The organism is Peribacillus sp. NPDC097675 (genome assembly GCF_050277655.1).
GTDB lineage: Bacteria > Bacillota > Bacilli > Bacillales > DSM-1321 > Peribacillus.
In genome coordinates this window covers 129,310-156,097 of record NZ_JBNNSK010000002.1, presented here as the reverse complement: position 1 = coordinate 156,097, position 26,788 = coordinate 129,310, and the positions used below count along the sequence as shown (strand labels likewise).

Sequence of the window (26,788 nt, the reverse complement as noted above, 5' to 3'; positions counted from 1 at the left end):
TGCCTTTGTTTGTATTATATGTAAGAAGTAAATAGAATGGTGATAATATTAAATACTTTCTCATACTTGGTTTTAATGGTGATAGAAAATCAATGAGGAAAAGTTGGTAAAACGGTATTTTTTTTATTTCATGAGGGGAAGGTTGACAGTTAGCCAAACCACTAACTGATTTTTCAAGTAGAATTTAAGCATAAGGTCTAAAGAGGATTAAGACTGGTTCATGAAGAAGTAACAAATGTTTAAATGGGAAAACAAAAAAGTAGGTTTTTAAAATAATACAAACATACAACAGCAAAATGCTGTTTCCAATGTTGTCCCATTTGGGTTAATTTTTTTATGGAAGAATATACTTAAATACAGAGGTAATGAGTCCTTTAAATGAAGGAAAAACAAAGACTTATAAATATAATCTTAGCCATAATACAGGTATGAAGTTATAATTAGAAGATAACAAGTTAAGCTTTTCAAAAGATGGTAAAAGCTGAGGAAAGTTTAATTTCAGGAGTTAAGGAAGTGTAGGATGAAAAAACATATACCTAATATGCTGACTTTGGGTAATCTATTTTGTGGGTTCCTATCAATAGGATGTATTATCACTGGTGATTTAAGAAATGCAATAATATTGATTTTTATCGCTTTAATGTTAGATGCATTGGATGGCAGAGTAGCAAGAATCCTTGGGGTCTCTAATGAAATGGGTAAAGAGTTGGACTCTTTGGCCGATATTGTATCATTTGGGGTAGCGCCCGCCTTTTTGGCTGTACATACATATTTCAATGACTTTGGGCAAGTCGGGATGCTAATCGCAGGTTTGTTCCCCCTATTCGGAGCATACCGATTGGCGAGGTTTAACATTACCGACCAAGCAGAATCTGTTAAGTATTTCAAAGGGATACCCATTACTTTAGCGGGTGGGATTGTGGCATTCTTTGTCTTGATTGAAGCATTGATACCATTATGGGTATTTATTATCCTTTATTATGGACTGTGTATACTGATGGTAAGTACAATGAAAATTCCGAGCTTCAAAAAAGTAGGCATGCCGAAGAATAGTGTTCTTATAACCTTATTTTTATTCTATACGTTTTATTTAGTGGCTGAATCCAGATTCGAATCCATACCGCTATCTTTTTATATTGCTTTAGGAACATATATAGTATTAATAGTGGTGAGATATATCAAAGAAAAAGAACCCAGGTTCCCTAACAAAAAGAAAATCAAAAAGCAAAAAATCAAAGTGATACGTAAGAAAAGGATGAAACAATAAAAAGGAGCTGCCTCAAAAGTCTTGGGAAATGACTTTTGGGGTTGCTTTTTTTGGGATGAGAAGAATTAGGCACCTTCTTTAAAGATTATTGCTAATAAGCTCAAATTTTCCACTTTCAAACATTGGATATACCATTTATTGTTCTTACGTATGTTTGGACAATAATCTAACTCCCTTTGAATCCGTATTTTTTTACGGAATAAGTATAATCAAGATATGTAGGGACATTACCAATATCCCTCTGAGACCAAGCTACCTTTTGATGGATTTCTTCCATTCTTAAATTTTCTCTATCATATTTTTTATAAGCTTCTTCAAAACTTAATCCTTTATACTTTCCTCCATAGAAGATAGATAAATCTGCTATATACTCTTAAGAGAATTGTCCATACATCCAGTTTAAATGGTTCAAGTATCGATTTAATTCTAGGAATTTCAAAGTCCTGGGGAAGGTTTTTCAACAATTTTGTGTAAGAATGTCATGTGAAGAATAAAAGTGGAATCAGATACTTGAAAAAAAGAACGCTAAACTATCTTGACATTATACCCCTATAGGTATATTATTGGGTTATAAATTGTTACACAGGTGGTAAACATGACTCTTTTGTTTCTAGTACTGTTTGTATTTTTACTGACAAGTTTATATAAACGTTATATTCCTGTTAAAAATGTTCCGTGTCTAAAAGATTACGCAAAAGAAAGTAACGTTGTTTCTTTAGACATACGGGCATATAATCAAGAAAGAAATGATTTAAATAAAGATACTTTGAATATTCCTTATGCATATTTAAAACGATTTAGTAAGGACATTCCAAAGGGAAACATTCACGTAATTGCTTCGGATAGATTAGAGTTGAACTTAGGACTTCGCTTATTAAAAAGTAAAGGGATTAACGTGACCAGCTATGAGATAATTGAAAGTCTTTATAGATAGGTGGGTATAGAACATGGAATACGATAAAAGTGTCATTAATCGGTTAAGGCGGATTGAAGGCCAAATTAAAGGTGTGCTAGGAATGATGGAACAGGGAAAAGACTGCAGGGATATCGTCACGCAATTATCAGCTGCTCGAAATGCCATTGATAGGACGATGGGAGTCATTGTAAGCACCAATCTCGAACAATGTGTACGGGAGAATATCATTAATGGTGATGAAACAGAGAGTCTTGTCAAAGATGCTGTTGAATTATTAATTAAAAGCAGATAGCGATTAATAAGAGAAATCATTTTTACAGGGTCGTCAAAAGGGTTGACGAACTTTATTTTTTGCTATAACATATACCCCATACGGTATATTGAGATGTTAAAAAATATACCCATTAGGGTAACTTAAATTCAGGGGGAAAATACTAATGACAGAAAAGAAAAAAACGACGATTATTTTATTTAGCGGTGACTATGACAAGGCGATGGCCGCTTATATTATTGCGAATGGAGCGGCGGCTTATGATCATGAAGTGACAATTTTCCATACATTCTGGGGATTGAACGCCTTACGTAAAGATGAGTCATTGACATTGAAAAAAGGCTTCCTTGAAAAGATGTTTGGCAAAATGATGCCAAGAGGCGCGGATAAAATGGGCTTATCAAACATGAACTTTGCTGGTATGGGGCCGAAAATGATCAAACATGTCATGAAAAAACATAACGCCATGTCCCTTCCAAGTTTAATTGAAATGGCTCAAGAACAAGAAGTGAAGCTGATTGCTTGTACGATGACCATGGATTTATTGGGCTTACAGCAAGAGGAGTTATTAGAAGGTATTGAATATGCCGGTGTTGCCGCTTATTTAGCTGATGCAGAAGATGGTAACGTCAACTTATTTATCTAAGGTAAGGGAGGAATCAAGCTAAATTGGGTACATTATTGAATATCCTCATGATTGCTATAATAGTCTGGTTTTTGTATCATCGATTTATTCCGGCAAAAGGAATTAAACAGATTAGTACCATGGAATTAAGAGCACATTTAAATAATAAAAGTAAGCAATATATCGATGTCCGGACGCCTAATGAATTTAGAGGTAACCACATCAAGGGATTTAAAAATATCCCCTTATTCGAATTGCAAGATAGAGCAAATGAGCTCTCTAAAGAAAAAGAAGTTTTCGTGATTTGCCAAAGTGGTATGAGAAGTAGCAAGGCAAGTAAGACTTTACAAAAACTTGGATTTAAAGAAATCACGAATGTTAAAGGCGGAATGAGTGCTTGGCACTAATAAAAGGAGGCAGTTTACTATGAAAGAAATTTCAACAAGTGAAGTCGAAACTCTTTTAAATCAAAAGGCACCAGTGAACATTATTGATGTACGTGAGGTAGATGAAGTGAAAATGGGCAAAATACCCAATGCCATGAATATACCCCTAGGCCTAATAGAATTTCGCCTGCAAGATTTGGATAAATCAAAAGAGTATATCATGGTCTGCCGCTCTGGTGGAAGAAGTTCAAAGGTCGTCAAGCTACTTGAAAATCATGGTTTTCAAGTGAGCAACATGACAGGCGGAATGCTTGCGTGGAAAGGTATAACCGAATAATTTTTTTAATAATTTAATACCCTACTGCGTATACAAAATAAGGAGGAATAAACATGATTAAAACAAATTCTGTATTGGATGCAAAAGGATTAGCATGTCCGATGCCCATCGTAAAAACCAAAAAGGCTTTAAATGCCTTGGAAGCGGGAGAAGTATTGGAAGTGCAAGCGACGGATAAAGGTTCAACGGCCGATATGAAAGCTTGGGCTGAAAGTACAGGCCATCAATATTTAGGTACAGTCGAAGAAGGGACTGTTCTGAAACATTATCTTCGTAAATCAAGCGGAGAAGAAAGTATTGAAAAGAAACACCCGAATATTGTTTCCAATGAGGAGCTTCAACAAAAAATAGAAGCAAATCCAAATATCGTTGTGTTGGATGTACGAGAATCGGCAGAATTTGCTTTCGAACACATTCCAACGGCAAAATCCCTTCCTATGGGTGAATTGGAAGACCGTCTAAGTGAATTAGATAAAGAATCCGAGATTTTTGTCGTCTGCCGTACTGGAAGCAGAAGCGACCTAGCCGCACAAAAACTTGCAGAATCAGGATTTAAACAAGTAATCAATGTCGTGCCTGGCATGAGCCAATGGAATGGTCCTACAGAAAAATCAGTGAATAAATAAACCCTAAAAAATGGAGGAATGAAATTATGACTAAAAAGGTAGCAATCATCGCAAGTAATGGTGGATTATTTGACGCATATAAAGTATTTAATATTGCCACAGCAGCGGCAGCAACAGATCAAGAGGTAACCATTTTCTTTACGTTCGAAGGCTTGAACTTGATTCATAAGGAAGGCAATAAACAACTTCCGATGCCAGAAGGCAAAGAACATTTTGCCGAAGGATTTGCAAAGGCCAATGTACCGGCTATTCCAGAATTGCTTGCTATGGCTCAAGAATTGGGCGTGACTTTTATCGGATGCCAAATGACCATGGATGTCATGGGACTCGTAAAGGAAGACTTCGTTGACGGAATTGAAGTCGGCGGCGCCGTCACATTCTTGGAATTCGCTAAAGATGCGGATGTCACTTTAACATTTTAATATCAGCGAAAAAAACAAAAAAATTTAAATGTAAATATACTATAGGGGGTATAGTGAATGCCATACAATGAAATGACAGCTAAAGAAGTTGCAAAGAAAGTAATCAATAAAGATGAATTATTTATTTTGGATGTTCGCAATGAAAGTGATTTTAACGATTGGAAAATTGAAGGTGTGAATTTCGACTACTTTAACACGCCTTACTTCGAATTGCTAGATGGTGTGGAAGAAATCATGGATAAAATTCCTACCAATAAGGAAGTTCTGGTTGTATGTGCAAAAGAAGGCTCATCCGTTATGGTAGCGGAAATGCTATCTGATGCTGGGCTAACGGTTTCTTACTTAAAAGGCGGAATGAAAGCTTGGAGTGAACACTTAGAGCCAGTGAAAATTGGCGATTTGAATGACGGTGGCAAGATTTATCAATTTGTTCGTCTTGGAAAAGGATGCTTGTCCTACATGGTCGTTTCCAATGGAGAAGCAGCCATTATCGACTCCACTAGAATGATTGATACGTACCTTGATTTTGCAGAAAGCATCGGTGCAAAGATCACACAAGTATTTGATACACACTTACATGCCGATCATATTTCAGGTGGGAGACAAATTGCAGAAAGCACGAATGCAACGTATTGGTTGCCACCAAAAGATGCTACGGAAGTGGTCTTTGAATATGAGCCTTTAGAGAGTGGTAAAGTGGTTAAAATCGGTCAAACAGCCATTGAAATCCAAGCGCTATATTCTCCTGGACATACGATTGGCTCTACTTCATTTGTTGTCGATGAAAAATACCTTTTGACAGGGGACATTCTATTCATCGATTCCATCGGTAGACCGGATCTAGCTGGATTGGCTGAGGATTGGGTTGGCGACTTGAGAGAAACCCTTTATACACGTTACAAAGAACTATCAGACGAGTTGATCGTCCTGCCATCTCATTTCATGATCATAGAAGAATTGAACGAAGACGGCAGTGTCGCTAAGAAGTTAGGATCGTTGTTTAAAGAAAATCACGGCCTGAATATTGCAGACGAAACGGAATTCAGAGAGATGGTAACAGGAAACCTACCTCCACAACCAAATGCATACCAAGAAATCCGTCAAACGAACATGGGAAAAATCACTCCTGATGAGGAAAAACAACGTGAAATGGAGATTGGACCAAACCGTTGTGCGGTTCGCTAAAACTTCATAAAAAAACTAAAAATAGAGGAGATTTATCATGATGAATTCAGAAAAAGTATTAGATGCTAAGGGCTTGGCTTGTCCAATGCCGATCGTTAGAACAAAGAAAGCGATGAATGAATTGGAATCCGGTCAAGTATTGGAAATACATGTAACAGATAAAGGCGCAAAAGCAGATTTAGCTGCATGGTCAAAATCAGGTGGACATGAGCTTGTTGAAATGACAGAAGATAATGGTGTGTTGAAATTCTGGATTAGAAAAGGCTGATAAAGATAAGGGGGCCAATTAGGTTCCCCTCTTCTAAAGGAGAGACTGACATGGACATTAATTTTATCATCACCATATTTTTAATTGGTTTCATTGGCTCCTATATTTCAGGAATGCTTGGCATAGGCGGGTCAATCATCAAGTACCCGATGCTTTTATACATTCCACCGATCTTCGGTTTAGCGGCATTCAGTGCCCACGAAGTTTCAGGTATCAGCGCCGTACAAGTATTATTCGCCTCCATTGGTGGTGTATGGGCTTACCGTAAGGGTGGTTATTTAAACAAGCCTCTTATCCTCTACATGGGTATCAGTGTATTAATAGGAAGTGTGATTGGGAGTTTCGGTTCGCAATCGATGTCGGAAGACGGTATCAATATCGTCTATGGCCTGCTTGCGTTAATAGCGGCGGTGATGATGTTCATACCGAAAAAAGGTATAGATGATATCCCGTTGGACCAGGTCAAATTTAATAAGTGGTTAGCGGCAATCCTTGCATTGATTGTAGGTTTAGGTTCCGGGATTGTAGGGGCAGCCGGAGGCTTCTTACTTGTTCCGATTATGCTCGTTGTCTTGAAAATACCGACGAGAGTAACCATTGCCTCTTCACTAGCCATTACCTTCATTTCCTCCATTGGGGCAACAGTCGGCAAGGTATCTACAGGGCAAGTCGACTATTACCCAGCAATCATCATGGTAGTTGCAAGTATCATCGCTGCTCCACTTGGTGCAATGGCCGGAAAGAAAATGAATACAAAAATCCTTCAAGTCATATTGGCACTATTAATATTAGCGACAGCAGTGAAAATTTGGTTGGGAATTTTGGCGTAAGGTTGGTAATAGGATATTAGACTTCTACCTTGACAGGGTTGGGGTCGGGAGTTCGAATCCCTATACAGGCTATTACTTTCCAAAAAGCTAGAATACTTGATAAATCAACTTTCGAGACGGATGGAGTTAGTGTAATGAAAGAAGAACGAATTTCCGATGGGGAAATCGTTCTTTTTTCGCATTAAAAAGGATTAAAGTTATTTTTGTTGAATGATTGTACTGATAAGCAGAAGAGTTGAATAATGATAATTACTCGCTGCATTAAAAAAGAACATATACTCAAGTTTAGTGATGGATTTTTTTAGTGAAGAGCCTGTTGGGAAATTCAATTAAAGGAGGTATGAATCTTATTGAAACAATCCAAAAGATGTATGAACATTTGAATTGGGCTAACCGGCGTATCCTTGAAACATTGCAAAAGGTGGAAGATGAAAATCAAGAGGTTAGCCGTTTATTTTCGCATATCCTATTTTCAGAAAAGGTATGGATAACTAGATTACAAGGATTGGACAGTTCGCGACTACCTATCTGGTCAGATGTAGACATAGAATTTTGTGCAGAACTTGTTATGCAAAGTGAAGAAAGCATAACAACATTTTTAACTAATTTGGCAGAGACTGATTTAGAAAGGATAATATCCTACAAAAATAGTAGTGATAAATTGTTTAAGAATTCTGTAAGAGATATTTTAACTCATGTAGTATTGCATGGTCAATACCATCGAGGTCAGATTAACTCTCGCCTTCGAGCAAATGGTATCGAACCAGTTAATGTTGATTTTATTACATTTATGAGATAAATGTTTTTGCTATAGTCTTGTTCAAGGTTCTTAAGAATAAAAAACACCAGCATCCTTTTGTTGCCACATACATTCACCACATGTGGAGTGCTGGCGTTGTTAAAAGTTAATAAAATAATTAGCAGGTGGGCCTCAGAATTTGTAAAAGATTCACGGACCCACCTGCTTTTCTTTCAATTAAACGTGGCTGAATTTTTGGTGTTAGTTCTTGGAAATTAGCAAATCGAACGGTCTGTTGTTATAGCTTCGTTTACTTGCATTCAGAATTTCAAGGATATATAGAATAGAATCAGGATTTTTTGGGTCATTGAGAATAAGTAATATTAAGTCAGCCTCTTTTAAGTGCTCAATACATGCTTTAATACATTGTTTATTGTAAATTCCACAAATATATCCGCGACAGTTCCCTTAAAAATTCTAATTGAAGTGACAATGGTCAAAGTGACTTCAAAAGGACAATATTCACCTTGGCAATATTCTGTCTTTATCCTCCAACTCTACTTGTATAGACAATCATTTTTGAACATTCTTCGATTAGTATTTTTATCTGAAGCTTTAAACTTTAATCCGAATTATGTACCATCTCACATTCATTAACTTTCTATTCCTCTAACTATTCCATAGCATGCCAATATCCCGAAGCGTAAAATGTCAGGATCTACAAAGACTTGATCATTAAAAACATCGACAAGTCTTTTATATCAAAAATATCTCTACAAAACAGGTCAAAACCCATGAACAATTGACAAATACTTTGCAAGTTATTCAGTAAATACGTCGATTTCTAACTAGTAAACAAGTTGTATGTAGGGTTTTGTCAAATTAAAATTTCTTATAATTCCGAAAACTAACAAAATTTTCACTAAGCAATGCTTAGAATTAACACCAAGGTTTAAGGAAACTATTACACATTTTATAAACAAATCATCATATCCATACACCTGGAAAATTCTAATAGAAGAATTTTTTATTTAAAATTCACAAACATAACCAAGTAGTAGATTTCACACAGGTGTTGTCCGATTTATGGCTTTGAGGGGGTGGGGATAAACCGGGTAGGAAATTAAGTTGTGACAGAAGGCTATTAAGGGGCATGTTCCTATTAAAGGCCAAGGTTTTTGTTCTTAAGTGCTGTTGGATTATTAAAAAAATACGAATGTGATGTCCTCGAAAGCGTATAACAGTTGGAAAGCAAATGAAGATGCTATTGATGAGGAAAAAAGCCGGTTAGTGGACAACCCCATCCATGTTAAAAAGGGGAGATCGTCACTTATAAAACAAGTGACAGAATCCTGATTACCCATCGAATTTTTAAGGTACGGGGACGCAATACATAACAAAGGGCAATTACAACAATATACCGGATACCACTATATTTCATTGGGCATCTAAAGAAATATAGTGGAATTCGAAGTAAAGAAGAAAGCGAAGGAACAATATCAATTAGCTTCGGTTATAAAACTAAACTTGATAGTCGTTCAAAAACAACATCCCTAAAAAGAGGGAAAAGCTTAAGGAGGAGTAAATATGGAATTGAAAAAGAAATTAGGTATGGGAATTATGTCGGGAATAATGTCGGGAATAATGGGAGTATCTTTAATTGGAGGGGGAACTTTTGCGTACTTTAGTGACAGTGCAGATGCGAGCAGTACGTTTGCGGCGGGGACACTCGATTTATCTGTGCAACCCACAACGGTTATTGATATCAGCAACATCGCTCCTGGAGACTCAATGACGCGTGTTTTTGAACTGCATAATGACGGAACACTTGATATTAAAGACGTGACGTTGGGTACCCAGTATTCCGTGGTTGATACCAAAGGGGATAACACGGAGGATTTTGGCAAGTATATTGAAGTGGAATTTCTGTACAATATGGACCAAGGTAATGAAATCATTTACAAAACAACATTGGATAAGCTAAAGGGTATGAGCCCAAAAGCGGTGTCAGAAAAGATATTTAACGAAGCTCTTGATGGTGGCATCCTTAAGGTGGGCGATGAACATGATTTAGTAGTGAAGTTCAATTTCATTGATAACGAGGGAGATCAAAATCAATTCCAAGGGGATAAACTTAATCTATCATGGACTTTTAACGCCACACAAGGCAAGGGTAGAGATCTATAAGATAAAAAAGCTGTGTCATGGCTGCTTACTTATTTTGATAGGGACACTTCTCTATCAAACTTAGTTATAGATTTTCGCATTTATGAGATTCATAGGAAAAAACCAATAGAATGGCTGGGACAGTTGGAGAACTGTCCCGTCTAGTTTATTGATCAGTTTTAGCCATTTTATCCTTGTAATTTTTACTTGGTGCTTGTTCGGCTCTAACCTCCTGCGCCGGGCAAGGTACACGTTAAAACGTACAATGAAAATTTCACATAGGGAAAATTGTACCCATTTCATCAATTAGTAGTTGTTAATTAATTGTCGTTGAACCTTACACTAATTACATAGTTAATTATGCTACTAACGATAGTGTTTATCATTATAAAGTATCAGGCTATTCTTATGGAATGATTACACCACACTTGTATTTTTAGAAGGGGACGGAGGAAAATGTATCTTAAAAAATTGATGGGAGGTGATTTGCAGGCGCTCTCCTATTAGGGTGCTTAAGAGGTATTTCCTTTAAGTTGCATAAGAATTGAGATTAAATAAACGGCTCTTGAATCCCTCAATTTGTAAAATGTCAAATGTTAAGGGTATGTCTTCCTTAAGGGCCCTGTTAAGAATTTGGGAAAAGCGGATAGTTTGCCATGCTACACAACTAATTTTTTTAAAGTAAAGGCGTGGAATGTAAAAAAAATCAAGGATTAGATTGAAAAAGCAAAAAGGGAGCATTCGTCTTCAAAAAGCTCCCACATGGTATGACGGGGTGTCAAATCGTGGTGAGACACTTCAGTTACCCACGTATCATGAAGGTATGGAGGCTGAACTTCGCGTTAAAATCGAATAATGAGAGTTATTACTAGTCTCGTAGAGGCTACATAAGTTCCTACATCCCATTATTAGAACTAGACAACAGGATAATACGGAAGAAGCTGGCACTATTTTTTCGATTCTCCCTCGAGTTCCTAAGATTGCTTGGCCAGCCTTTTCCTTATGACTGGATAAAACGAAGGAATGTAGGCACACTGATGCCTAAAGAATCGGGAAGGGACTTCAAAATAGGCATTTAATAATCCATTCTGCTGTGCATGTATCCCTAACACTACCTTCCGTAATTATCCAGTAGTGATAGCAAGCTTACCCTTATCTAGAGATAGTTTCATATAAAATTAAAATATTGTAAGAGACTTTGTCAAAAAAATTTTTGACACTCTACCAAAAGTTAAAACCGTTGTTACTACAACATATATACAGGGAGGAATATGATGAAAAGGTTTAGTCTTAAAAAAGTTTTTTCAATAGCGATCATAATTGCATTTCTACTTGGTACGAACCAAATGAGTTCTACGGCTGCGGAAAATCGAATTTTCAATGATATGCCACATACAGGAAATGTTTTCGCAGACATGGAAAAACAAATTGATTATTTTAAAGAAGATGGGAATATTCGGAGTGATATCGCGGTCCGTACATTGAAAATGCACATTAGCGGAGTAGCTCTTTTTCAAAAACAAGGACAGACCGATAAGGTAATTAAACAAATGCAGAGTTTTAAACGCCTGCTTGATAATCAGAAAAGCAACGGGGGCATTTCCGGAATAGCGCATGATGTCCTGAATACGTACACACAATACGTGATTGGGAATATTAATGGTTCATTTAACTCCGATAATGTTATGAAGCATATCAAACACCTAAGTGTCGACATTGGGCCAAGGGAGGCAGGCAGTGAGAGTGAGAGAGCAGGTGCTGAATACATTGAAAGTGTGTTGAAAAGTTACGGCTATGAGACCAAAATTGAGGAAGCTCCAAGGAGCAACCGAGTTGAATTGATACTTAAGGTACTCTCCGACAATAACAAAAAACTTCCATTGAGAGCCGTTAGCGGAGCCCCTCAAACGACTGGGGACGGCATCACAGGGAATATATATCATGCGGGGGATGGGCAACCGAGTGATTTCACTGCGGCTGCAAGTGGCAAAATTGCATTAGTACAAAATGGTGGAATCACTGCCGGGGCCAAGGTGCAAAACGCAATGGCTGCAGGTGCGAAAGGTGTCCTTATATATGACAACCAGGATCGCTTTACCCTTCCATCTGTTTCCTTAGGCAGCGTACGCCCGAACATTCCGGTTGGGACAATTACCAAGAAGGATGGGGAAGCATTTGTTTCTCAACTTTCCAAAGGAAATGTAGAAGTCCAACTTTCAATTAAAACACTGACGAATCAAAAAACAGTCAATGTAATCGCTGTAAAAAAACCAAAAGGCATTGAAAATCCTGAAATATATTACATTGGCTCACATTTGGACAGTGTTGCATTCGCCCCAGGGGCCAATGATGATGCCTCCGGGACCTCTACACTAATGGAGTTAGCAAGGATTTTTAAGGACTATGATGGTGACAAGGAATTACGCTTTGCTGCATTTGGGGGCGAAGAACTTGGATTTGTCGGCTCGAAATACCATATCGGTAATTTGTCAGAAGATGAAGTTAAAAGAACAAAAGTTCAGTTTCAGATGGATATGACTGGTACGGCTTGGGTACCTGCCTCGCAACTTTTTATTAATACTGTCGATGGGAAATCTAATCTTGTTTCGCAATCAACACACCAAGCTGCTGAAAAACTAGATATCAATAAGGATTTATTGCCTGTTCATATGCTGAGTAGGTCTGATCATGTTCCATTCCATGAAAAAGGGGTACCATCAGCACTGTTCATATGGATGGAGCCTGGTACACCGCCTGGGGGAGCTGATATCGAGCCTTACTATCACTCGTTAGAAGATAAAATAGAGCATGTAAGCCCTGAGAGAATACAACTTACCGGAGATGTAGTTTTTAAAGCTATTTCTGATTTAATTGGTTTTCAGAAAAATAGTGGTAAGAATGAAGAGGCATCACTAAAGGATGCTTCATAGAATCATAGTTAAACAGATGAATGACTGGAGAACAGCTTAATTTCGTAAGGAATCTCCAGATAAATAACCAAAAATATCAAACATTTCCTTGGAAAGCCCTAAGGGAATGTTTGATATTTTTAATAACTTGATTTCAATTACTCTGAAAAAGTTAGAGAAAAAGTGTCCCTCACTGATTATCAGATTCCAGCTTTTTTTATTAATTATATGAATTTCATTGAATTCCCTATAATGGTGGAACTTACTGAAGTAAGGCTGATAAAAGTTAAATTGTATAGATACCACTACATGGAATAGCCTGTCATTAGGTTCTGCTATGTATTTTTTTATATAAAAACTCTTCTAAGCTGTCGCAGTACTGAAATTAGTTTAATAAGCGAAAAAAAGCTGTGTCAAAATCCAGGTTTGAGTGGATTTCGACACAGCTTTTCTTTTGTGGATTTGAAGTATAGTTAAACAGTATTAGTTGCGAAATATCAAGGCTATGCAAAGGGAAATGAACAACTGAGGGCTGCATTTACAGAAGAAGAAAAATCCTTACGTCTGCTTCGGCTGAAAGCCAAGTATTTGAAGAAGCACTAGCTACTACTTTTAGTCTGTTTTAATACAATAGATTTTCATAATGAAAAGCAAAAATTAAAGCTTCTCTATATTGCGATTTAAGCGCGTGAGAAATTGCTTGAGTTGCTGTAATTCGCTTTCTGAAAAATCATCATAGAGATCATTCATAAATTGATCTTTAAACATTGTACAGCCTTCTAATAATGCTCGTCCTTTATCTGAGATCGTTACAAGTACTTCGCGATTGTTTTTTTCATTACGTTTCCGTTCGACATATTGCTGTTCTTCAAGCAACTTTAAATGGCGCGTTATCGCCGATTGATCGATGGCTAAAGATTGTTGTAACACTTTTTGGGTCACACTGCCCTTTTTCACTAAGGAAGCTAGAATCTCATATCTAGTTAAACTAACTTCTGTTCTTTTTTCAAAAATTTGAGTGACATGACGGTCTAACCTTTTGAGCATTAGAATCATTTGTTTTTTATCATCCAAACAAACTTCCATACTATTCCTCCTCATACTGATTGCTCGGCATTTTGCGATCCTTAAAGATAGCATTTCCGTTCATTTGGATATAGTATAACAAATTTCGGTTCCATATCGTGTCATAATAAAGATTTAATTGACTTAGCTAGAATAGCGAATAATCTGATCAAACGGTAAGCGGGATGAATTACGTGCTGGCATAGCAGCTTTTCCGATCGCAATCAAAATCATCGGTAGCTCATTGGCAGGTAGCTCATATTTTTTAGCGAATGCTGCTTTATCAAATCCGCCCATTATTACTGTTTCATAGCCCATGTCCTTCGCTAAAAGTACGATCTGCATAGAAATCAAACCTGCATCTAAATGTGCGATATTTGTTCGTTCAGCTTCAGAGAAATTACTATAGGCTGTTTCTGAGTTGGCAATCATCATATCAGCAATATCACGTGGCATATAGCCTAGTTCAACGTTTAAATCATTAATTTGTTTAGCGTTTTTATACATTTCATTATCGCCGATTACCGCAATAATCGCTGATGAAGTTTCGATTTGTGCTTGGTTGAATCCAGCGATACGTAATTCTTTCTTTTGCTCTTGATCATCAATAACAAGGAAGCGCCAAGGCTGTAAGTTACTTGATGATGGAGCAGATGTTGCTTGTTCTAATATATGTTGAATTTGTTCCCGTGGAATAGTCACACCAGGCTCATATTTACGAACCGATTTACGAGCATGCATTAATTTTTCTAAATCTGTATTTGGTTGTACCATATTCTTTCACCCTTTTATGTTAATTTTGAATCGATTTTCATTATAGTTGATTAGTCAACAGTTGACAAGTCATTTATTAATTTGGAATTTTTGATAGGAGAATGATTGGACAATTGACACGGAAGGGATCGGGGGTTCGAATCCCTTACAGGTCATCTGATGGGTAGCCTGGTATCCTTGATATACCAAAAGTTTTAGTCTTTTTTCTGTTATTAATTATTTATATGTGAAGCCAAAAAGATAGAAACGGTTTGCGTGTGCCAGGGCACTAAATAGGGGTTACCATGATGATAAAAATTTGCTGAAATACTAATACATGGAAGAACCTGTCGTGCGGTTCTGCTATGTTTTTTTTGCGTGGAAATTATTCTAAAGCACACTGACGGAAATAATTATAGCTGAGTATGTGAGGTTGTACTTGAGTTATTGGGTGAGTTGTACAGAGGAAAAGAAAAATAGAATAACATTATGTGATAAGATACACTTAAATGTTTTTAAAGTTATTAAGTTATTAAAGTTATAATACTATTATAAGGAGTCCTAAAATTGAAAAGGATAACAAGTTATTTAGCATTACTTTTAACGCTTGTGTTTATGGTTGGTTGCACGAACGAAGAAAATGCAACCATTACAGATGGAGAAATAGATTCACAAGAAGTACCCACAGTTCATACTGATGAAAATAATATAAAGGAAGAGACTATCAATACGGATGTTGACGGATCAATAGTTGAAGAAACAACAACCGAACCAAATGATGAACAGTTCTCAGGATACAAACGTATTGAAATTGATGGTGGTGATTTGTCTGGATATCGTGAACCTAACGTCGTTGTTGATATTGGCTATGGGGGCCGTGAATATTGGGCATTTACTAATGAATACGGGCAACTAGTACGTGTCATTGCTGACAAAATTACTTTACAAGATGACCGTAAAGAACCTGTAACATCGTCTGGAAGATACTATTCGGATGAGGCGAAAGTTCCAGGTGTCGAAAGCGATGTTTTAGATGAAGGACATATCATCGCTGATTCTCTCGGAGGGGTATCGAATGCATATAATATTACCCCACAAGATAGTACACTTAACCGCCACGGTGACCAAGCTTATATGGAGAATGCGATTCGTAGTGCAGGTGGAGCCACTAATTTTGAAGCGATTATTACATATCCAAATTCGAAAACGCAGATTCCTTCACATTATCAATATACCTATACGTTAAGGGGCAACAAGATTGTTGATTCATTTGATAATGGAAACCCTGATGAAGTAAATGCATCACTCGGTTTAACAGGCAGCAAACCTTCTAATTCAGATAGATCAAATCAAAATTCAACGAGTTCCAATAAAAACGGTGATATTTCTAGTGTTGACACTAACGGAAATGGACAAGTTACGATTAAAGAAGCAAAAGAAGCAGGTTTCAGTATGCCCATAACGAGGGATCATTGGTTATACCCTTATATGCGTGATACCGATAATGACGGTATGGTAGGTGAGTAAGTACCTTTAAGGTAAAATTAAGATTTTTCACTAACAGATTTTTGCATTGATTTCATAAATAAACGGGGTTGTCCTAAGTCATTTTCCTGACTTTGGGACAGCCCCGTTTTTTATTTTGCCTAATTGGCTGTATTCGACCTTATAGAAGTATGATGGTTAAGTACAATCATTATAATGCGTTTAAAATTAACCCTATTGATGCATAGATAATTACCGTAAAGTAAATAATCATCATGTGTATTAAGGAAAATATAAACATTTTATTTGCCCAAACCTTCAGTTCATTTTTACGTTGTCCAAATAAGCTGAGCCCTAACCATATTAGCCCTAAAATAAGTGAAATCAAAGTTAGCCCTAAGCTTAGTGGTAAGAATAAAAAGCTGGATAGAACCAATAGAACTAAATAGAAATTTGTTTGGATATATGTCCGTTTCCTACTCTTGACAACGGGAAGCATTGGAATATTTGCTGCAGCATAATCTTTTTCCTTACGGATGGCAATCGAATAAAAGTGAGGCATTTGCCAGATCACCATGATTAAAAACAACGCCCAGCAAGCTGGATGCCAAATATCTGGAGCGACTGATGCCCATCCGATTAAAGGAGGCATGGCACCTGAAATACTACCAACTTCCGTGTTCCAGATAGTATGGCGCTTAGTCCACATTGTATAAGGGACTACGTAGAAAAATACCCCTAAAAATCCAAGTAACGATGCTAGTGGAGAGGTTACATATAATAAAATTAACCCGATTACTAGTAGTGAAATGGCAGCTACTAGAACTTTTTTAATCGATATGGCACCTGTAACGGTCGGGCGAACTTTTGTACGAGCCATAATGGCATCAATATCACGATCGTAAATGTTATTGAACGCACCAGCTGCGGCTATAACGGCAGCCGTTCCTAAAAATGCAAAAACTATATTCCAAACGTTATCTACAAAACTGTATTGATACGTATATAAAGCGAGCATTAATCCTGCGATCATTGGAATAAGATTTGACTTGATAATTCCGGTTTTAACTACTTGAGCCCATAAGGTCATCTGTGATTGCTTTTTCATTGTATTTTGTAACTCCTCTTTTATTCACAAGAACTAATATAACCTATAAGGTTAGCTAAATTCCATCATAATATTGCTTTTCTACAATCATTTTTAATTATATCATGTCTGTGTCTAATGAGTTAAAAATATAGATGAACATTATCCAACTCTTTGTTTTACAGTATAGGTTGCTTGCTAGTGAATGGCGTGAGGATATGAAGGTTACTCGACCAAAATATTGAAATCATTGATATAGAATGTGCACCTAGTGACTTTTCTAAAGAAGTAATCGTAGTAAAGTTAATGAAATAAAAAGAAATATTGTCTTAAATACTTTCTTCTGGTTAGGAGCTGTTGAGTAGCTTTGAAAATTTCAAGTTCAAATGGATAAATAGATTTCTTTGACAAATAATAATTGTGAGAAAATAAGTGGAAATTCATTTTACATTGGAGGAATATCGTGGGTAAATTAGATGGTAAAGTAGCAATCATTACAGGGGCAGCACAAGGTATGGGTGCTATGCATGTTCGTAAATTTGTGGAAGAAGGCGCAAAAGTTGCGATTACAGACTTGAATTTTGAAGGTTCACAAAAACTGGCCAATGAATTAGGTGAGAATACAATCGCTCTTAAATTAGATGTTGCAAGTGAAGAGAACTGGATAGAAGTTGTAGGGAAAACAGAAGAAGCATTTGGTCCTATCAACGTTTTAGTAAACAATGCAGGTATTGGTATCTTTAAAACACTTGAAGAACTAACTGTAAAAGACTTCGAACTAACATTTAAGGTAGATGAGCTGGGGGTATTCTTAGGAATGCAAAAAGTACTTCCTTCAATGAAAAAAGCTGGCGTAGGCTCTATTGTGAACATTTCATCAGTAGATGGTTTAGTAAGTGCGCCAACAGCTATTGCTTATAGTGCTTCAAAACATGCTGTAACGGGTATGACAAAAGGTGCTGCTGCAGAGCTTGGACCACACAACATCCGTGTGAATTCGGTACATCCTGGAATCATTAAAACTCCTATGGCTGACCAACCAGATGTGGAAGAGTATCTAAAGCAACTTGAACAAGATATTCCCCTAAGAAGAAGAGCAGAAGTAAAGGAAGTATCCAATTTGGTTGTGTATCTTGCATCTGACGAATCTAGCTATTCGACTGGAAGTCAATTTGTAGTGGACGGCGGAATGATTTCTGATCTATAAAAAAGAGTGAATGGTTATGCAGGGGATTTATAAATGAAATCTAAATTAAAAAGGGCTCGGAATTAAAATAATTCCGAACCCTTTTTCTCTGCAAACTAAAAGTATTGGAGAATGGGTTTAATTTACAAATTAAATGTTATATTATGCAAACATGTTCTTTGCTTTCTAAACAACTTGGACATTATGGGAAATCGAAAAGTTGAGTTGAATTTACATAAAATCGATTTAATTTATTGGATGAAGAGAATATGGTGAAGTAGGGGAGACATTTGTGCGATTATTATTCCTTTTTAAGATAACGTTGATAATATACATGATTATAAACGACTCTTTTCATAAGAAAGGTAGATATCTTCGTGTCACTAGAGTCCTTAAAGTATTGAGGAGAGTCCCACAACTCTTTAAAAACTTCTGAAATTAAGTTTTCTGAATATATCTTAGATCCTGTTAGTTTTAAGGCAATACTCTTTAGCATATTTTCATGATCAGAGTATAATTTCCTGAAATACTCAGTATCTTTGTCTAATAAATGAGTAACAATTTCATTTTTTGTATCCAATATAACACCTCATTTCTATGTTGCTATAGGTAATATGTACCCTAGTTTTATAAAAGGAAAACGTAATATCAAATTAACAGAACTTTATATAGAATAGGATTTAAGATATTAGTATATTTTCAGCTAAAAAGCCAACAAGATTTCACAGAATCTTGTTGGCTTTTTTCTTCCATTTTATATAGAGATTACACTAGGATGGTAGGGCTGTACTTCCAATGATAATTGTACGTTTCCATTTCTAATAGGTTGCTTAGTAATGAGTAGGTGGAATAATCTTTTCCTTTTAACCTATAATTTCATGATTTTTTTAACAGAACAATAAGTGATGCCAAGAGACTCTCCGATTTAAGTCGGATAGAAAAGACCCTAGAATTGCATAATCCATTTTATGAATAGTAGCCAGAAACTACATATTTTTATTCTTCCGGCGAAGTAACCATATTTCTAAGGCTCCCGATCCAAGTAAAACTCCTGTCACAATGAAGATAAGACCAAAAAAATGTGCTGGAACAATGGCTTCATTCAAAAGAATAGCCGCGCCGACTAAAGAAAAAAAGGTGTTGAAATTTAAAAAGATAGAGGACTCTGCAGCTCCAACCTTTCCAATGATATAATTGTAGGTCATATGACCTATTCCAGTAGCAAAAAACGCTGAGAAAAAGAAAGCTATCCAGATAGAAAAAGAAGCAGATGAGATTGAAGCTAAACCATGTGGTTCCTTCCAAAGGCTAATGGCAAATAGAATAAATGACCCAATTAGCATCATGTACCCCGTTAATAACCGAGGATCCATCGTTTTTGAAGCTTTATAAATCAGGATAAAACTTAGCGCTTGTGAAAGAATGGAAAGTAAAATATCCAAATCTCCTAGATTAATAGAGTGGATACCTCCGCTGCCCGCCAAAACCGTAAAACCTACACCAAGAGCCCCGCAAAAAAAACCTAGAACCCGAATGAATGTAAGTTTTTTGCGAAAAATCACCAAAGAAAAAATGGCTGTCAATAAAGGTCCCATACCCAAAATCAATCCTGTATTCGTAGCTGAAGTTTTTGTTAACCCTTCTGCCAAAAAATAGTGATGAAAAACGACGCTCAAAAGGGCCCCTCCAAAAATATAAAAAAGCTCAGATTTTTTCGGTAGACGAATGAGACCAAGAATTCCTAGAATTAAAAAGACTATTAAAGATGCCGTAAAGATTCTAATAGAAGTAATGGTCACAGGTTGAATGTTTTCAACTAAAATTTTTATAACAGATACGTTGAAACCCCAAGTAATCATGATTCCAATAAGTAAAATGTACGTTTTAAAATAACTCATACCAAAACAACCTTTCAAACTTATTTAATAATTGACCTATTATACAACTTTTTTTAAAATAATTGTAAAAAAGTAAAAATAGCTTCTAAAAAACTGAAGATGAGTACGTAATTTGTTCTAATCTAATTTCTAAGTATGGATGACCATAGTTAATATATAGGACGGTTACTCTAAAAAAATATTAAGATATCTTATTACATAATTTAATCCGAAAAATTCGAATAAAAATAAAATTTAAAATAATATTATTTTTTGGTTGTGTTTGTAAGTGCTTTCATTTAGAATTCCATTATAAGGTTACAAAACCGGTTTAGTAAAAAACTAAACCGGTTTTGTAAGATAAGAATTAGTGGATATGATCAAATCTATTACCCTTTAGTCGTGAATGTTAAATAAGGAGGTACTGTATTGCTAGCAAAATATAATATTTTTACATTGGGTGACGCCATGATTACGTTAAATCCGGAAGAAACTGGACCTTTAAGGTTTGTAACCCGCTTTGAGCGTAAAGTAGGAGGAGCTGAACTTAATTTCGCCATTGGTTGTGCTCGGCTTGGTATGCATGCAAAGTGGCTAAGTAGATTAGGCGAAGATGAGTTTGGCCGGGTGATTTATAATTTCGCTCGAGGAGAAGGCGTCGATGTGAGTGATGTTGTCTATGTAAAGGAATATCCGACATCATTAAATTTCAAAGAAATTCGGGAGGATGGCTCAGGAAAAACCTTTTATTATCGACATCAGTCACCTATTTTGACTCTGAATCCAGAGGATATTACAGAAGAGATGTTTGAGAATATTGATCTCGTCCATCTTACGGGTGTTTTTTTAGCTATTGACGCTAAAAATCTAGATATAGCAATGAGAGTGATTGAAATTGCAAAACAAAAAGATATCCCATTATCATTTGATCCGAATATCCGCCTAAAGCTTTGGTCTATTGAAGAAGCGAGGTCTGCTTTTATGGAGATTTTTCCATATACTGATATTTTACTAGCAGGTTCAGATGAGATCCGATTGATTATTGGGAATGACTCTGAAGAATCATTGGAGAAATTTGCTACTGAAAATAAGATTGATCAGCTTGTCATCAAGGAAGGAGCAAATGGTTCAAAGGTTTACGCAAAAAGTGTTTGGCATAAAAAAGAAGCCTTCCCTGTAAATCCCGTAGATACGGTTGGTGCAGGAGATGGTTTTGATGCCGGATATATTTACGGGTATCTCAATGATTTATCTATCAATGATAGATTAGCATTTGCAAATGGAGTGGGGGCCCTTGTCACCACTGTATCGGGTGACAACGAAGGATTACCCTATTTGGATGAGGTATGGTCATTTATAAAGAACGAAGCTGTTATTGAAAGGTAAAGTGGTGAACGACATCCTTTCTGTAATCCCTTTTTCAAGGGAATGAGAGTTATACGTAATCTCCAAAAGGTCGCACCGGCACCGGTGTTTGATCGAGTATATGTGCCGGGTGAAATGGAAAAATTCATGAAGAAACAAACCTTAAAAACGTATAACGATAGCATCAAGTGTATACGAAATTCTTACGAAAAAGGTGAAGCTATGAAAGCGGTTCAAGTAAGAAAAGCAAATGAACTAGTCATTCAAGAGATAGAAAAGCCTGGGATTTCAAACCCAACAGATGTCCTTTTCAAAGTGAAAAGAGTCGGGATTTGTGGATCTGATATGCATATTTATCATGGAACAAATCCACTTGCCACACTACCGCGTATTGTGGGCCATGAGGTGGCAGGTGAAGTAGTGGAGATTGGTCAAGAGGTAACAGGCATTAAGGTTGGAGATCACGTTGTGATTGAGCCCATCCGTTATTGCGGAGATTGTTATGCTTGCCGTAAAGGTCGGCAAAATGTCTGCGAAAAATTATCCGTTTTTGGTGTACATGAAGATGGTGGGATGAGGGAATGGTGTGTTCTCCCCGAGAAGCAACTACATGTTGTGGATGCTGATTTAGCATGGGAAGAAATAGTATTAGCTGAACCTTATACAATCGGTGCACAAGCGGTTTGGAGAGGTGAGGTCGAGAAAGGTGATACGGTCCTTATCCAAGGAGCAGGACCTATCGGAATCTGTATATTAAAGATGGCCAAGCTTCAAGGTGCATCTGTAATGATTACGGATTTGAGTGAAGAGCGCCTGGCATTTGCTAAAGAGAACGGTGCAGATGTCACCGTCCTAGCAGGTAGTGAAAATGTTCGACATCGTGTAGAGGAATGGACGAACGGAGAAGGTGCTAATGTTGTCATTGATGCAGTGTGCTTACCGATGACTTTTGAATTATCTTTCGATGTAGTTTCTACAGCGGGAAGAATTGTCGTGCTAGGTTTTGATGAGCGTACTGCAGCGATTTCCCAACTTCCAATTACCAAGAAGGAAGTATCAGTAAAAGGATCTAGATTACAAACCAACCAGTTTCCAAAAGTGGTTAGTCTGTTAAATGATGGGAAACTGCGCCAAGAAGGTTTAGTTACACATACGTTTTCGCTTGATGACGTTCAAGAAGCATTTAATTTTGTTGAAAGCCATCCAGAACAAGTTAGAAAAGCGATCATTATATTTAATTAAGGAGTGAGAAAATGGATAAACATTCAATATTAAAAAAAATTTATGGAACAAAAATCGTTGCTGTTATTCGTGGAAATGATGCACAGGAAGCCATAAAGATATCTAAAGGAGCTGTGGAAGGAGGTATACAGGCAATTGAACTAACATATACCACCCCACATATAAGCGAGGGCTTTAAAGAGTTGCAAGACACAGATGCACTTCTAGGAGCAGGAACTGTATTGGATTCAGAAACTGCACGTCATGCAATATTAGCTGGAGCAAAATTTATTGTGAGTCCTTTTTTTGTCGAAGATGTTGCTCTGCTTTGTAACCGATATGGCATTCCGTATATGCCTGGATGTATGACAGTCCGAGAAATGGCAATGGCTTTTGAAGCGGGTTGTGATGTTCTGAAATTATTTCCGGCAAACAACTTTGACCCATCTTTCATTAAATCCGTACATGGTCCGCTACCCAATGTGAAAATCATGCCAACTGGCGGTATAAACTTGGAAAACATAAGTGCTTGGTTAGAAGCAGGAGCAGTAGCAACAGGAATTGGAAGTGACCTGAACAAAGCCTATCAGACGGGTGGTTATGGAGCAGTAGTAGAATTAAGTAGGAAATACATTCAAAAATCAAAAAAATAATGGAGGTGCATGATGAATATTACATTTAGGTGGTATGGAAAAAACAATGATACTGTAACCTTGGAACAGGTTAAACAAGTTCCTGGAGTGAAAGGTATTGTATGGGCATTGCACCAAAAACCAGTTGGCGAAGTATGGGAAAAGGAAGAAATACAAAAAGAAGTCGATTACATTCAATCATTTGGCTTCCATACGGATGTGGTAGAGAGTGTAAATGTTCATGAATCGATTAAATTAGGCAATGATGATCGTATGGAGTATATCGAGAAATACAAAGAGACAATCCGAAACTTGTCCAATTTCGGTGTGAAAGTAATTTGTTATAATTTCATGCCGATATTTGATTGGACTCGGACAGAAATGTTCCACCCTTTAGAAGATGGCTCAACCGCATTATTTTACGAAAAAGCAAAAGTCGATACACTAGAACCAAAAGAATTAATTCGTACTGTGGCAGAAGCGTCAGATTTAACATTGCCAGGGTGGGAACCAGAAAAGATGGACCGAATTTCGGAATTATTCGAAGCATATAAAAGCGTAGATGAAGAGAAACTGTGGGCGAATTTAGAAATTTTTCTTAAAGAAATTTTACCTGTTGCTGAGGCTTGCGGCATTAAAATGGCAATTCACCCGGATGATCCACCATGGTCCATTTTTGGATTACCACGAATCATCACTGGAGAAAAGAGTTATGAAAAATTGATCTCGATTTCGGATTCACCATCGAATGCGTTTACGATGTGTACTGGCTCGATGGGGGCGAATTCTGAAAATGATATGGTTCAAGTAGCTAAAAAGTATGCTTATCGTGCTCCATTCTCGCATATCCGTAATGTTAAAATCTATGAAAATGGTGATTTTGTGGAAACATCGCATTATACACAGGATGGATCGATCAACATACAGGGTGTTGTTAAAGAATTGAATGAGCAAAATTATACTGGCTATGTAAGACCCGATCACGGCCGTCACATTTGGGGAGAGCAATGTCGTCCTGGATACGGTTTATATGATAGATCTCTTGGAATTATGTACTTACTGGGGCTATGGGATGCATATGAAGCTACAAAATTAGGAGGACGATCATGATTCCAATCCATGAAAACTTAACAAATAGAGTAGCGGTAATTACTGGCGGCAGTGGGGTATTATGTTCCAAAATGGCTATTGAATTAGCACGTCATGGTGTCAAAATAGCTATATTGAACAGGACGAAAGAAAAAGGTCAAGAAGTGGTAGAACTCATTGAACAGATAGGCGGCACTGCAATCTCCATAGCAACAGACGTTTTGGATAGAAGCTCACTAGAAAGTGCAAGAGAGGAAATTAAAAAATTGTTCGGACGAGTGGACTTATTAATTAATGGTGCAGGGGGGAATCATCCTGATGCCATTACAGCTCCTGAGAGATATGGGGAAGAAACCGAAGGGAAATCTTTTTTCGATTTGGATGAGAATGGATTCTCTCGGGTTTTTGACAGTAACTTCATTGGTACATTTTTAGCCAGTCAAGTTTTTGGGAAAGATTTACTACAGGCGGAATCACCAGCTATCGTAAATATTTCTTCCATGAGCTCCTACTCTCCTATGACTAAGGTTCCGGCATATAGTGCAGCCAAAGCTTCAATTAATAATTTTACAATGTGGATGGCTGTTCATTTTGCGGAGGTTGGTTTACGGGTGAATGCGATTGCTCCAGGTTTCTTCATAACGAAGCAAAATAAAGATCTATTGCTTAAAGAAGACGGTAGTCTAACAGCTAGATCCAATAATATTATGACGGCAACACCGATGAAGCGCTTTGGTCAGCCTGAAGATTTACTTGGTACGTTGTTATGGCTTGTTGATGAGTCCTATTCGGGTTTTGTAACAGGGATAACTGTTCCTATAGATGGCGGTTTTATGGCCTACTCAGGTGTGTAAATCGGATATTATCTTTAAAATAATGTAATAGTCATTATTGGTATGGGAAATGTGTTTTCGGTATATTATATTTCTATATATAATAAACATATAGATAAATAGTGATAACCAAAGAAATGATTACACATGACAGGAATGAATGAATTGAGAGCCATTACAATTACTGATGTCGCCAAACATGCAAAAGTATCGAAAAGCACAGTTTCCCAATATTTAAACAAGCGCTACGAGTATATGAGTGAAAAAACGAGAAAAAAAATCCAAGAGACCATTGAAGAGCTGAACTATCAACCCAATATTCTAGCACGTAGTTTAAAACAAAAATCTACCTTTACTGTAGGAGTAGTGGTTGCTAATATTCTTCATACATTTTCAACTCAAATTATCCGTGCGATAGAAAACTATTTTTATAAACACGGATTTCATATTATTGTATGTAATGCAGATGATAATCCAGAGAAGGAAAAAAATTATATAGAAATGCTAAGAGCTAAGCAAGTTGATGGGATTATCATTTTCCCCACAGGGGATAATCTTGATTTATATAAACATATGAAGAGTGATCAGTTCCCAATCGTATTTATGGATAGGTCGATAGAAGAGTTAAATATTGCGACGGTCATGCTTGATAATCAGCTTGCGTCTAAGTTAGCGATTGATTGTTTTGTAGAAAAAGGGTATGAAAACATTGCGATGATAACAACTTCTATATACCGTAATATCAGCCCACGACTTGAACGAATCAAAGGATACAAAGAAACTCTTGAATCACATGACATACCATTTAATCCTGATTATATTAAAGCTGTGAATGCAGAAGAAATTCCTACTGCTCTTTCAGGAATTTTCGAATTAGAAACACCGCCACAGGCCATATTGGCAGGAAATGATATCGTACTTAATGAAGTTCTATTATATTTAAAGAAACACAACATGAATATTCCAGATGATGTTGCAGTTATAGGAATTGATGAAGTCCCGTATGCAAACTTCTATACACCTACTATAACGACTATTAATCAACCAGCAATTGAAATGGCAAACCAAGCGGCTGAGCTATTGCTTAGTCAAATCAATAAAACTGGCATAGAAGATACAAGCGTACATCGTTTAAAACCAAGTTTGATGTCAAGGAATTCTTGCTAGCTATTAGAATTCAAGTGGAAAAGTAAGCTCTTTTCCACTTGAAATTAACTGAAATGGATCATAATTTTTCGGAATTTTTAG

The 26,788-nt window shown here is 36.8% G+C and carries 27 protein-coding genes; 22 read left to right on the top strand and 5 right to left on the bottom strand.

Translation table 11 applies throughout. The features are described 5' to 3' along the window. Window positions 1–520 precede the first annotated feature (520 nt). From pssA to ACQKL5_RS03945, 14 genes are all read left to right on the top strand, one after another. Window positions 521–1,267 carry a CDP-diacylglycerol--serine O-phosphatidyltransferase gene (pssA, locus tag ACQKL5_RS04010; RefSeq protein WP_427606736.1) on the top strand — a complete coding sequence of 249 codons (747 nt, stop codon included), beginning with the start codon at window positions 521–523 and terminating at the stop codon, window positions 1,265–1,267. Window positions 1,268–1,862: 595 nt separating this feature from the next. Further along, window positions 1,863–2,201 (top strand): sulfurtransferase, encoded by a 339-nt coding sequence (locus tag ACQKL5_RS04005; RefSeq protein ID WP_427606735.1) that lies wholly within the window; start codon window positions 1,863–1,865, stop codon window positions 2,199–2,201. 13 nt (window positions 2,202–2,214) lie between these two features. Beyond that, window positions 2,215–2,475 (top strand): metal-sensitive transcriptional regulator, encoded by a 261-nt coding sequence (locus tag ACQKL5_RS04000; RefSeq protein WP_427606734.1) that lies wholly within the window; start codon window positions 2,215–2,217, stop codon window positions 2,473–2,475. Between the two features lie 145 nt (window positions 2,476–2,620). After that, a complete protein-coding gene (locus tag ACQKL5_RS03995; RefSeq protein WP_427606733.1) occupies window positions 2,621–3,100 on the top strand; it encodes a DsrE/DsrF/DrsH-like family protein in 480 nt (159 codons plus the stop codon). Between the two features lie 47 nt (window positions 3,101–3,147). Next, complete coding sequence (locus tag ACQKL5_RS03990) at window positions 3,148–3,486, top strand: rhodanese-like domain-containing protein (protein ID WP_427606984.1); 339 nt, start codon at window positions 3,148–3,150, stop codon at window positions 3,484–3,486. 19 nt (window positions 3,487–3,505) lie between these two features. Continuing rightward, window positions 3,506–3,802 carry a rhodanese-like domain-containing protein gene (locus ACQKL5_RS03985; RefSeq protein WP_427606732.1) on the top strand — a complete coding sequence of 99 codons (297 nt, stop codon included), beginning with the start codon at window positions 3,506–3,508 and terminating at the stop codon, window positions 3,800–3,802. 53 nt (window positions 3,803–3,855) lie between these two features. Beyond that, the gene (locus tag ACQKL5_RS03980) at window positions 3,856–4,428 is read left to right on the top strand and encodes a sulfurtransferase TusA family protein (protein ID WP_427606731.1); all 573 of its coding nucleotides are present in this window, start codon (window positions 3,856–3,858) and stop codon (window positions 4,426–4,428) included. Between the two features lie 26 nt (window positions 4,429–4,454). Continuing rightward, window positions 4,455–4,850 (top strand): DsrE/DsrF/DrsH-like family protein, encoded by a 396-nt coding sequence (locus tag ACQKL5_RS03975; RefSeq protein WP_402966992.1) that lies wholly within the window; start codon window positions 4,455–4,457, stop codon window positions 4,848–4,850. A gap of 57 nt (window positions 4,851–4,907) precedes the next feature. After that, window positions 4,908–6,035: an MBL fold metallo-hydrolase gene (locus ACQKL5_RS03970; RefSeq protein WP_427606730.1), complete on the top strand. Its 1,128-nt coding sequence runs from the start codon at window positions 4,908–4,910 to the stop codon at window positions 6,033–6,035. A 40-nt stretch (window positions 6,036–6,075) separates the two neighbouring features. Beyond that, on the top strand, window positions 6,076–6,303 hold the full coding sequence (locus tag ACQKL5_RS03965) for a sulfurtransferase TusA family protein (RefSeq protein ID WP_427606983.1): 228 nt from the start codon (window positions 6,076–6,078) through the stop codon (window positions 6,301–6,303). Window positions 6,304–6,353: 50 nt separating this feature from the next. Continuing rightward, window positions 6,354–7,133: a sulfite exporter TauE/SafE family protein gene (locus ACQKL5_RS03960; protein ID WP_427606729.1), complete on the top strand. Its 780-nt coding sequence runs from the start codon at window positions 6,354–6,356 to the stop codon at window positions 7,131–7,133. A 340-nt stretch (window positions 7,134–7,473) separates the two neighbouring features. Beyond that, a complete protein-coding gene (locus ACQKL5_RS03955) occupies window positions 7,474–7,932 on the top strand; it encodes a DinB family protein (protein WP_427606728.1) in 459 nt (152 codons plus the stop codon). Window positions 7,933–9,459: 1,527 nt separating this feature from the next. Beyond that, the gene (locus ACQKL5_RS03950) at window positions 9,460–10,059 is read left to right on the top strand and encodes a TasA family protein (protein WP_427606727.1); all 600 of its coding nucleotides are present in this window, start codon (window positions 9,460–9,462) and stop codon (window positions 10,057–10,059) included. Between the two features lie 1,253 nt (window positions 10,060–11,312). Further along, window positions 11,313–12,968 (top strand): M28 family peptidase, encoded by a 1,656-nt coding sequence (locus tag ACQKL5_RS03945; RefSeq protein WP_427606726.1) that lies wholly within the window; start codon window positions 11,313–11,315, stop codon window positions 12,966–12,968. 636 nt (window positions 12,969–13,604) lie between these two features. On the opposite strand, the gene ACQKL5_RS03940 is transcribed toward ACQKL5_RS03945, so the two are convergent. Together ACQKL5_RS03940 and ACQKL5_RS03935 are read right to left on the bottom strand one after the other, a co-directional pair. After that, window positions 13,605–14,033: a MarR family winged helix-turn-helix transcriptional regulator gene (locus tag ACQKL5_RS03940; protein WP_427606725.1), complete on the bottom strand. Its 429-nt coding sequence runs from the start codon at window positions 14,031–14,033 to the stop codon at window positions 13,605–13,607. A 123-nt stretch (window positions 14,034–14,156) separates the two neighbouring features. Then, on the bottom strand, window positions 14,157–14,786 hold the full coding sequence (locus ACQKL5_RS03935; protein WP_427606724.1) for a nitroreductase family protein: 630 nt from the start codon (window positions 14,784–14,786) through the stop codon (window positions 14,157–14,159). A 594-nt stretch (window positions 14,787–15,380) separates the two neighbouring features. Here ACQKL5_RS03935 and ACQKL5_RS03930 point away from each other — a divergent pair. Further along, window positions 15,381–16,292 (top strand): DNA/RNA non-specific endonuclease, encoded by a 912-nt coding sequence (locus ACQKL5_RS03930; protein WP_427606723.1) that lies wholly within the window; start codon window positions 15,381–15,383, stop codon window positions 16,290–16,292. Window positions 16,293–16,461: 169 nt separating this feature from the next. Here ACQKL5_RS03930 and cyoE read toward each other — a convergent pair whose 3' ends face one another. After that, on the bottom strand, window positions 16,462–17,358 hold the full coding sequence (gene cyoE, locus ACQKL5_RS03925; RefSeq protein ID WP_427606722.1) for a heme o synthase: 897 nt from the start codon (window positions 17,356–17,358) through the stop codon (window positions 16,462–16,464). A gap of 442 nt (window positions 17,359–17,800) precedes the next feature. Here cyoE and ACQKL5_RS03920 point away from each other — a divergent pair, with 442 nt between their 5' ends. Continuing rightward, a complete protein-coding gene (locus ACQKL5_RS03920) occupies window positions 17,801–18,544 on the top strand; it encodes an SDR family NAD(P)-dependent oxidoreductase (protein ID WP_427606721.1) in 744 nt (247 codons plus the stop codon). 280 nt (window positions 18,545–18,824) lie between these two features. Here the strand turns inward: ACQKL5_RS03920 and ACQKL5_RS03915 are convergent, their stop codons facing one another. Then, the gene (locus ACQKL5_RS03915) at window positions 18,825–19,103 is read right to left on the bottom strand and encodes an RNA polymerase sigma factor (RefSeq protein ID WP_427606720.1); all 279 of its coding nucleotides are present in this window, start codon (window positions 19,101–19,103) and stop codon (window positions 18,825–18,827) included. Between the two features lie 406 nt (window positions 19,104–19,509). Further along, window positions 19,510–20,421, bottom strand: a complete 912-nt coding sequence (locus tag ACQKL5_RS03910) for a DMT family transporter (RefSeq protein WP_427606719.1) — start codon at window positions 20,419–20,421, stop codon at window positions 19,510–19,512. Between the two features lie 408 nt (window positions 20,422–20,829). On the opposite strand from ACQKL5_RS03910, the gene ACQKL5_RS03905 reads away from it, so the two are divergent. The 6 genes from ACQKL5_RS03905 (at window position 20,830) to ACQKL5_RS03880 (ending at window position 26,707) form a co-directional block, all read left to right on the top strand. Next, the gene (locus ACQKL5_RS03905; RefSeq protein WP_427606718.1) at window positions 20,830–21,786 is read left to right on the top strand and encodes a sugar kinase; all 957 of its coding nucleotides are present in this window, start codon (window positions 20,830–20,832) and stop codon (window positions 21,784–21,786) included. Between the two features lie 201 nt (window positions 21,787–21,987). After that, a complete protein-coding gene (locus ACQKL5_RS03900; protein ID WP_427606982.1) occupies window positions 21,988–23,007 on the top strand; it encodes a zinc-binding alcohol dehydrogenase family protein in 1,020 nt (339 codons plus the stop codon). Between the two features lie 11 nt (window positions 23,008–23,018). Further along, entirely contained in the window at window positions 23,019–23,639 is a 621-nt protein-coding gene (locus ACQKL5_RS03895; protein ID WP_427606717.1) for a bifunctional 2-keto-4-hydroxyglutarate aldolase/2-keto-3-deoxy-6-phosphogluconate aldolase, read from the top strand. 12 nt (window positions 23,640–23,651) lie between these two features. Continuing rightward, window positions 23,652–24,728 carry a mannonate dehydratase gene (gene uxuA, locus ACQKL5_RS03890; RefSeq protein ID WP_427606716.1) on the top strand — a complete coding sequence of 359 codons (1,077 nt, stop codon included), beginning with the start codon at window positions 23,652–23,654 and terminating at the stop codon, window positions 24,726–24,728. Continuing rightward, window positions 24,725–25,561: an SDR family oxidoreductase gene (locus ACQKL5_RS03885; RefSeq protein ID WP_427606715.1), complete on the top strand. Its 837-nt coding sequence runs from the start codon at window positions 24,725–24,727 to the stop codon at window positions 25,559–25,561. The genes uxuA and ACQKL5_RS03885 overlap by 4 nt, the downstream gene beginning before the upstream one ends. A gap of 144 nt (window positions 25,562–25,705) precedes the next feature. Further along, on the top strand, window positions 25,706–26,707 hold the full coding sequence (locus ACQKL5_RS03880; protein ID WP_427606981.1) for a LacI family DNA-binding transcriptional regulator: 1,002 nt from the start codon (window positions 25,706–25,708) through the stop codon (window positions 26,705–26,707). Window positions 26,708–26,788: the final 81 nt, after the last annotated feature.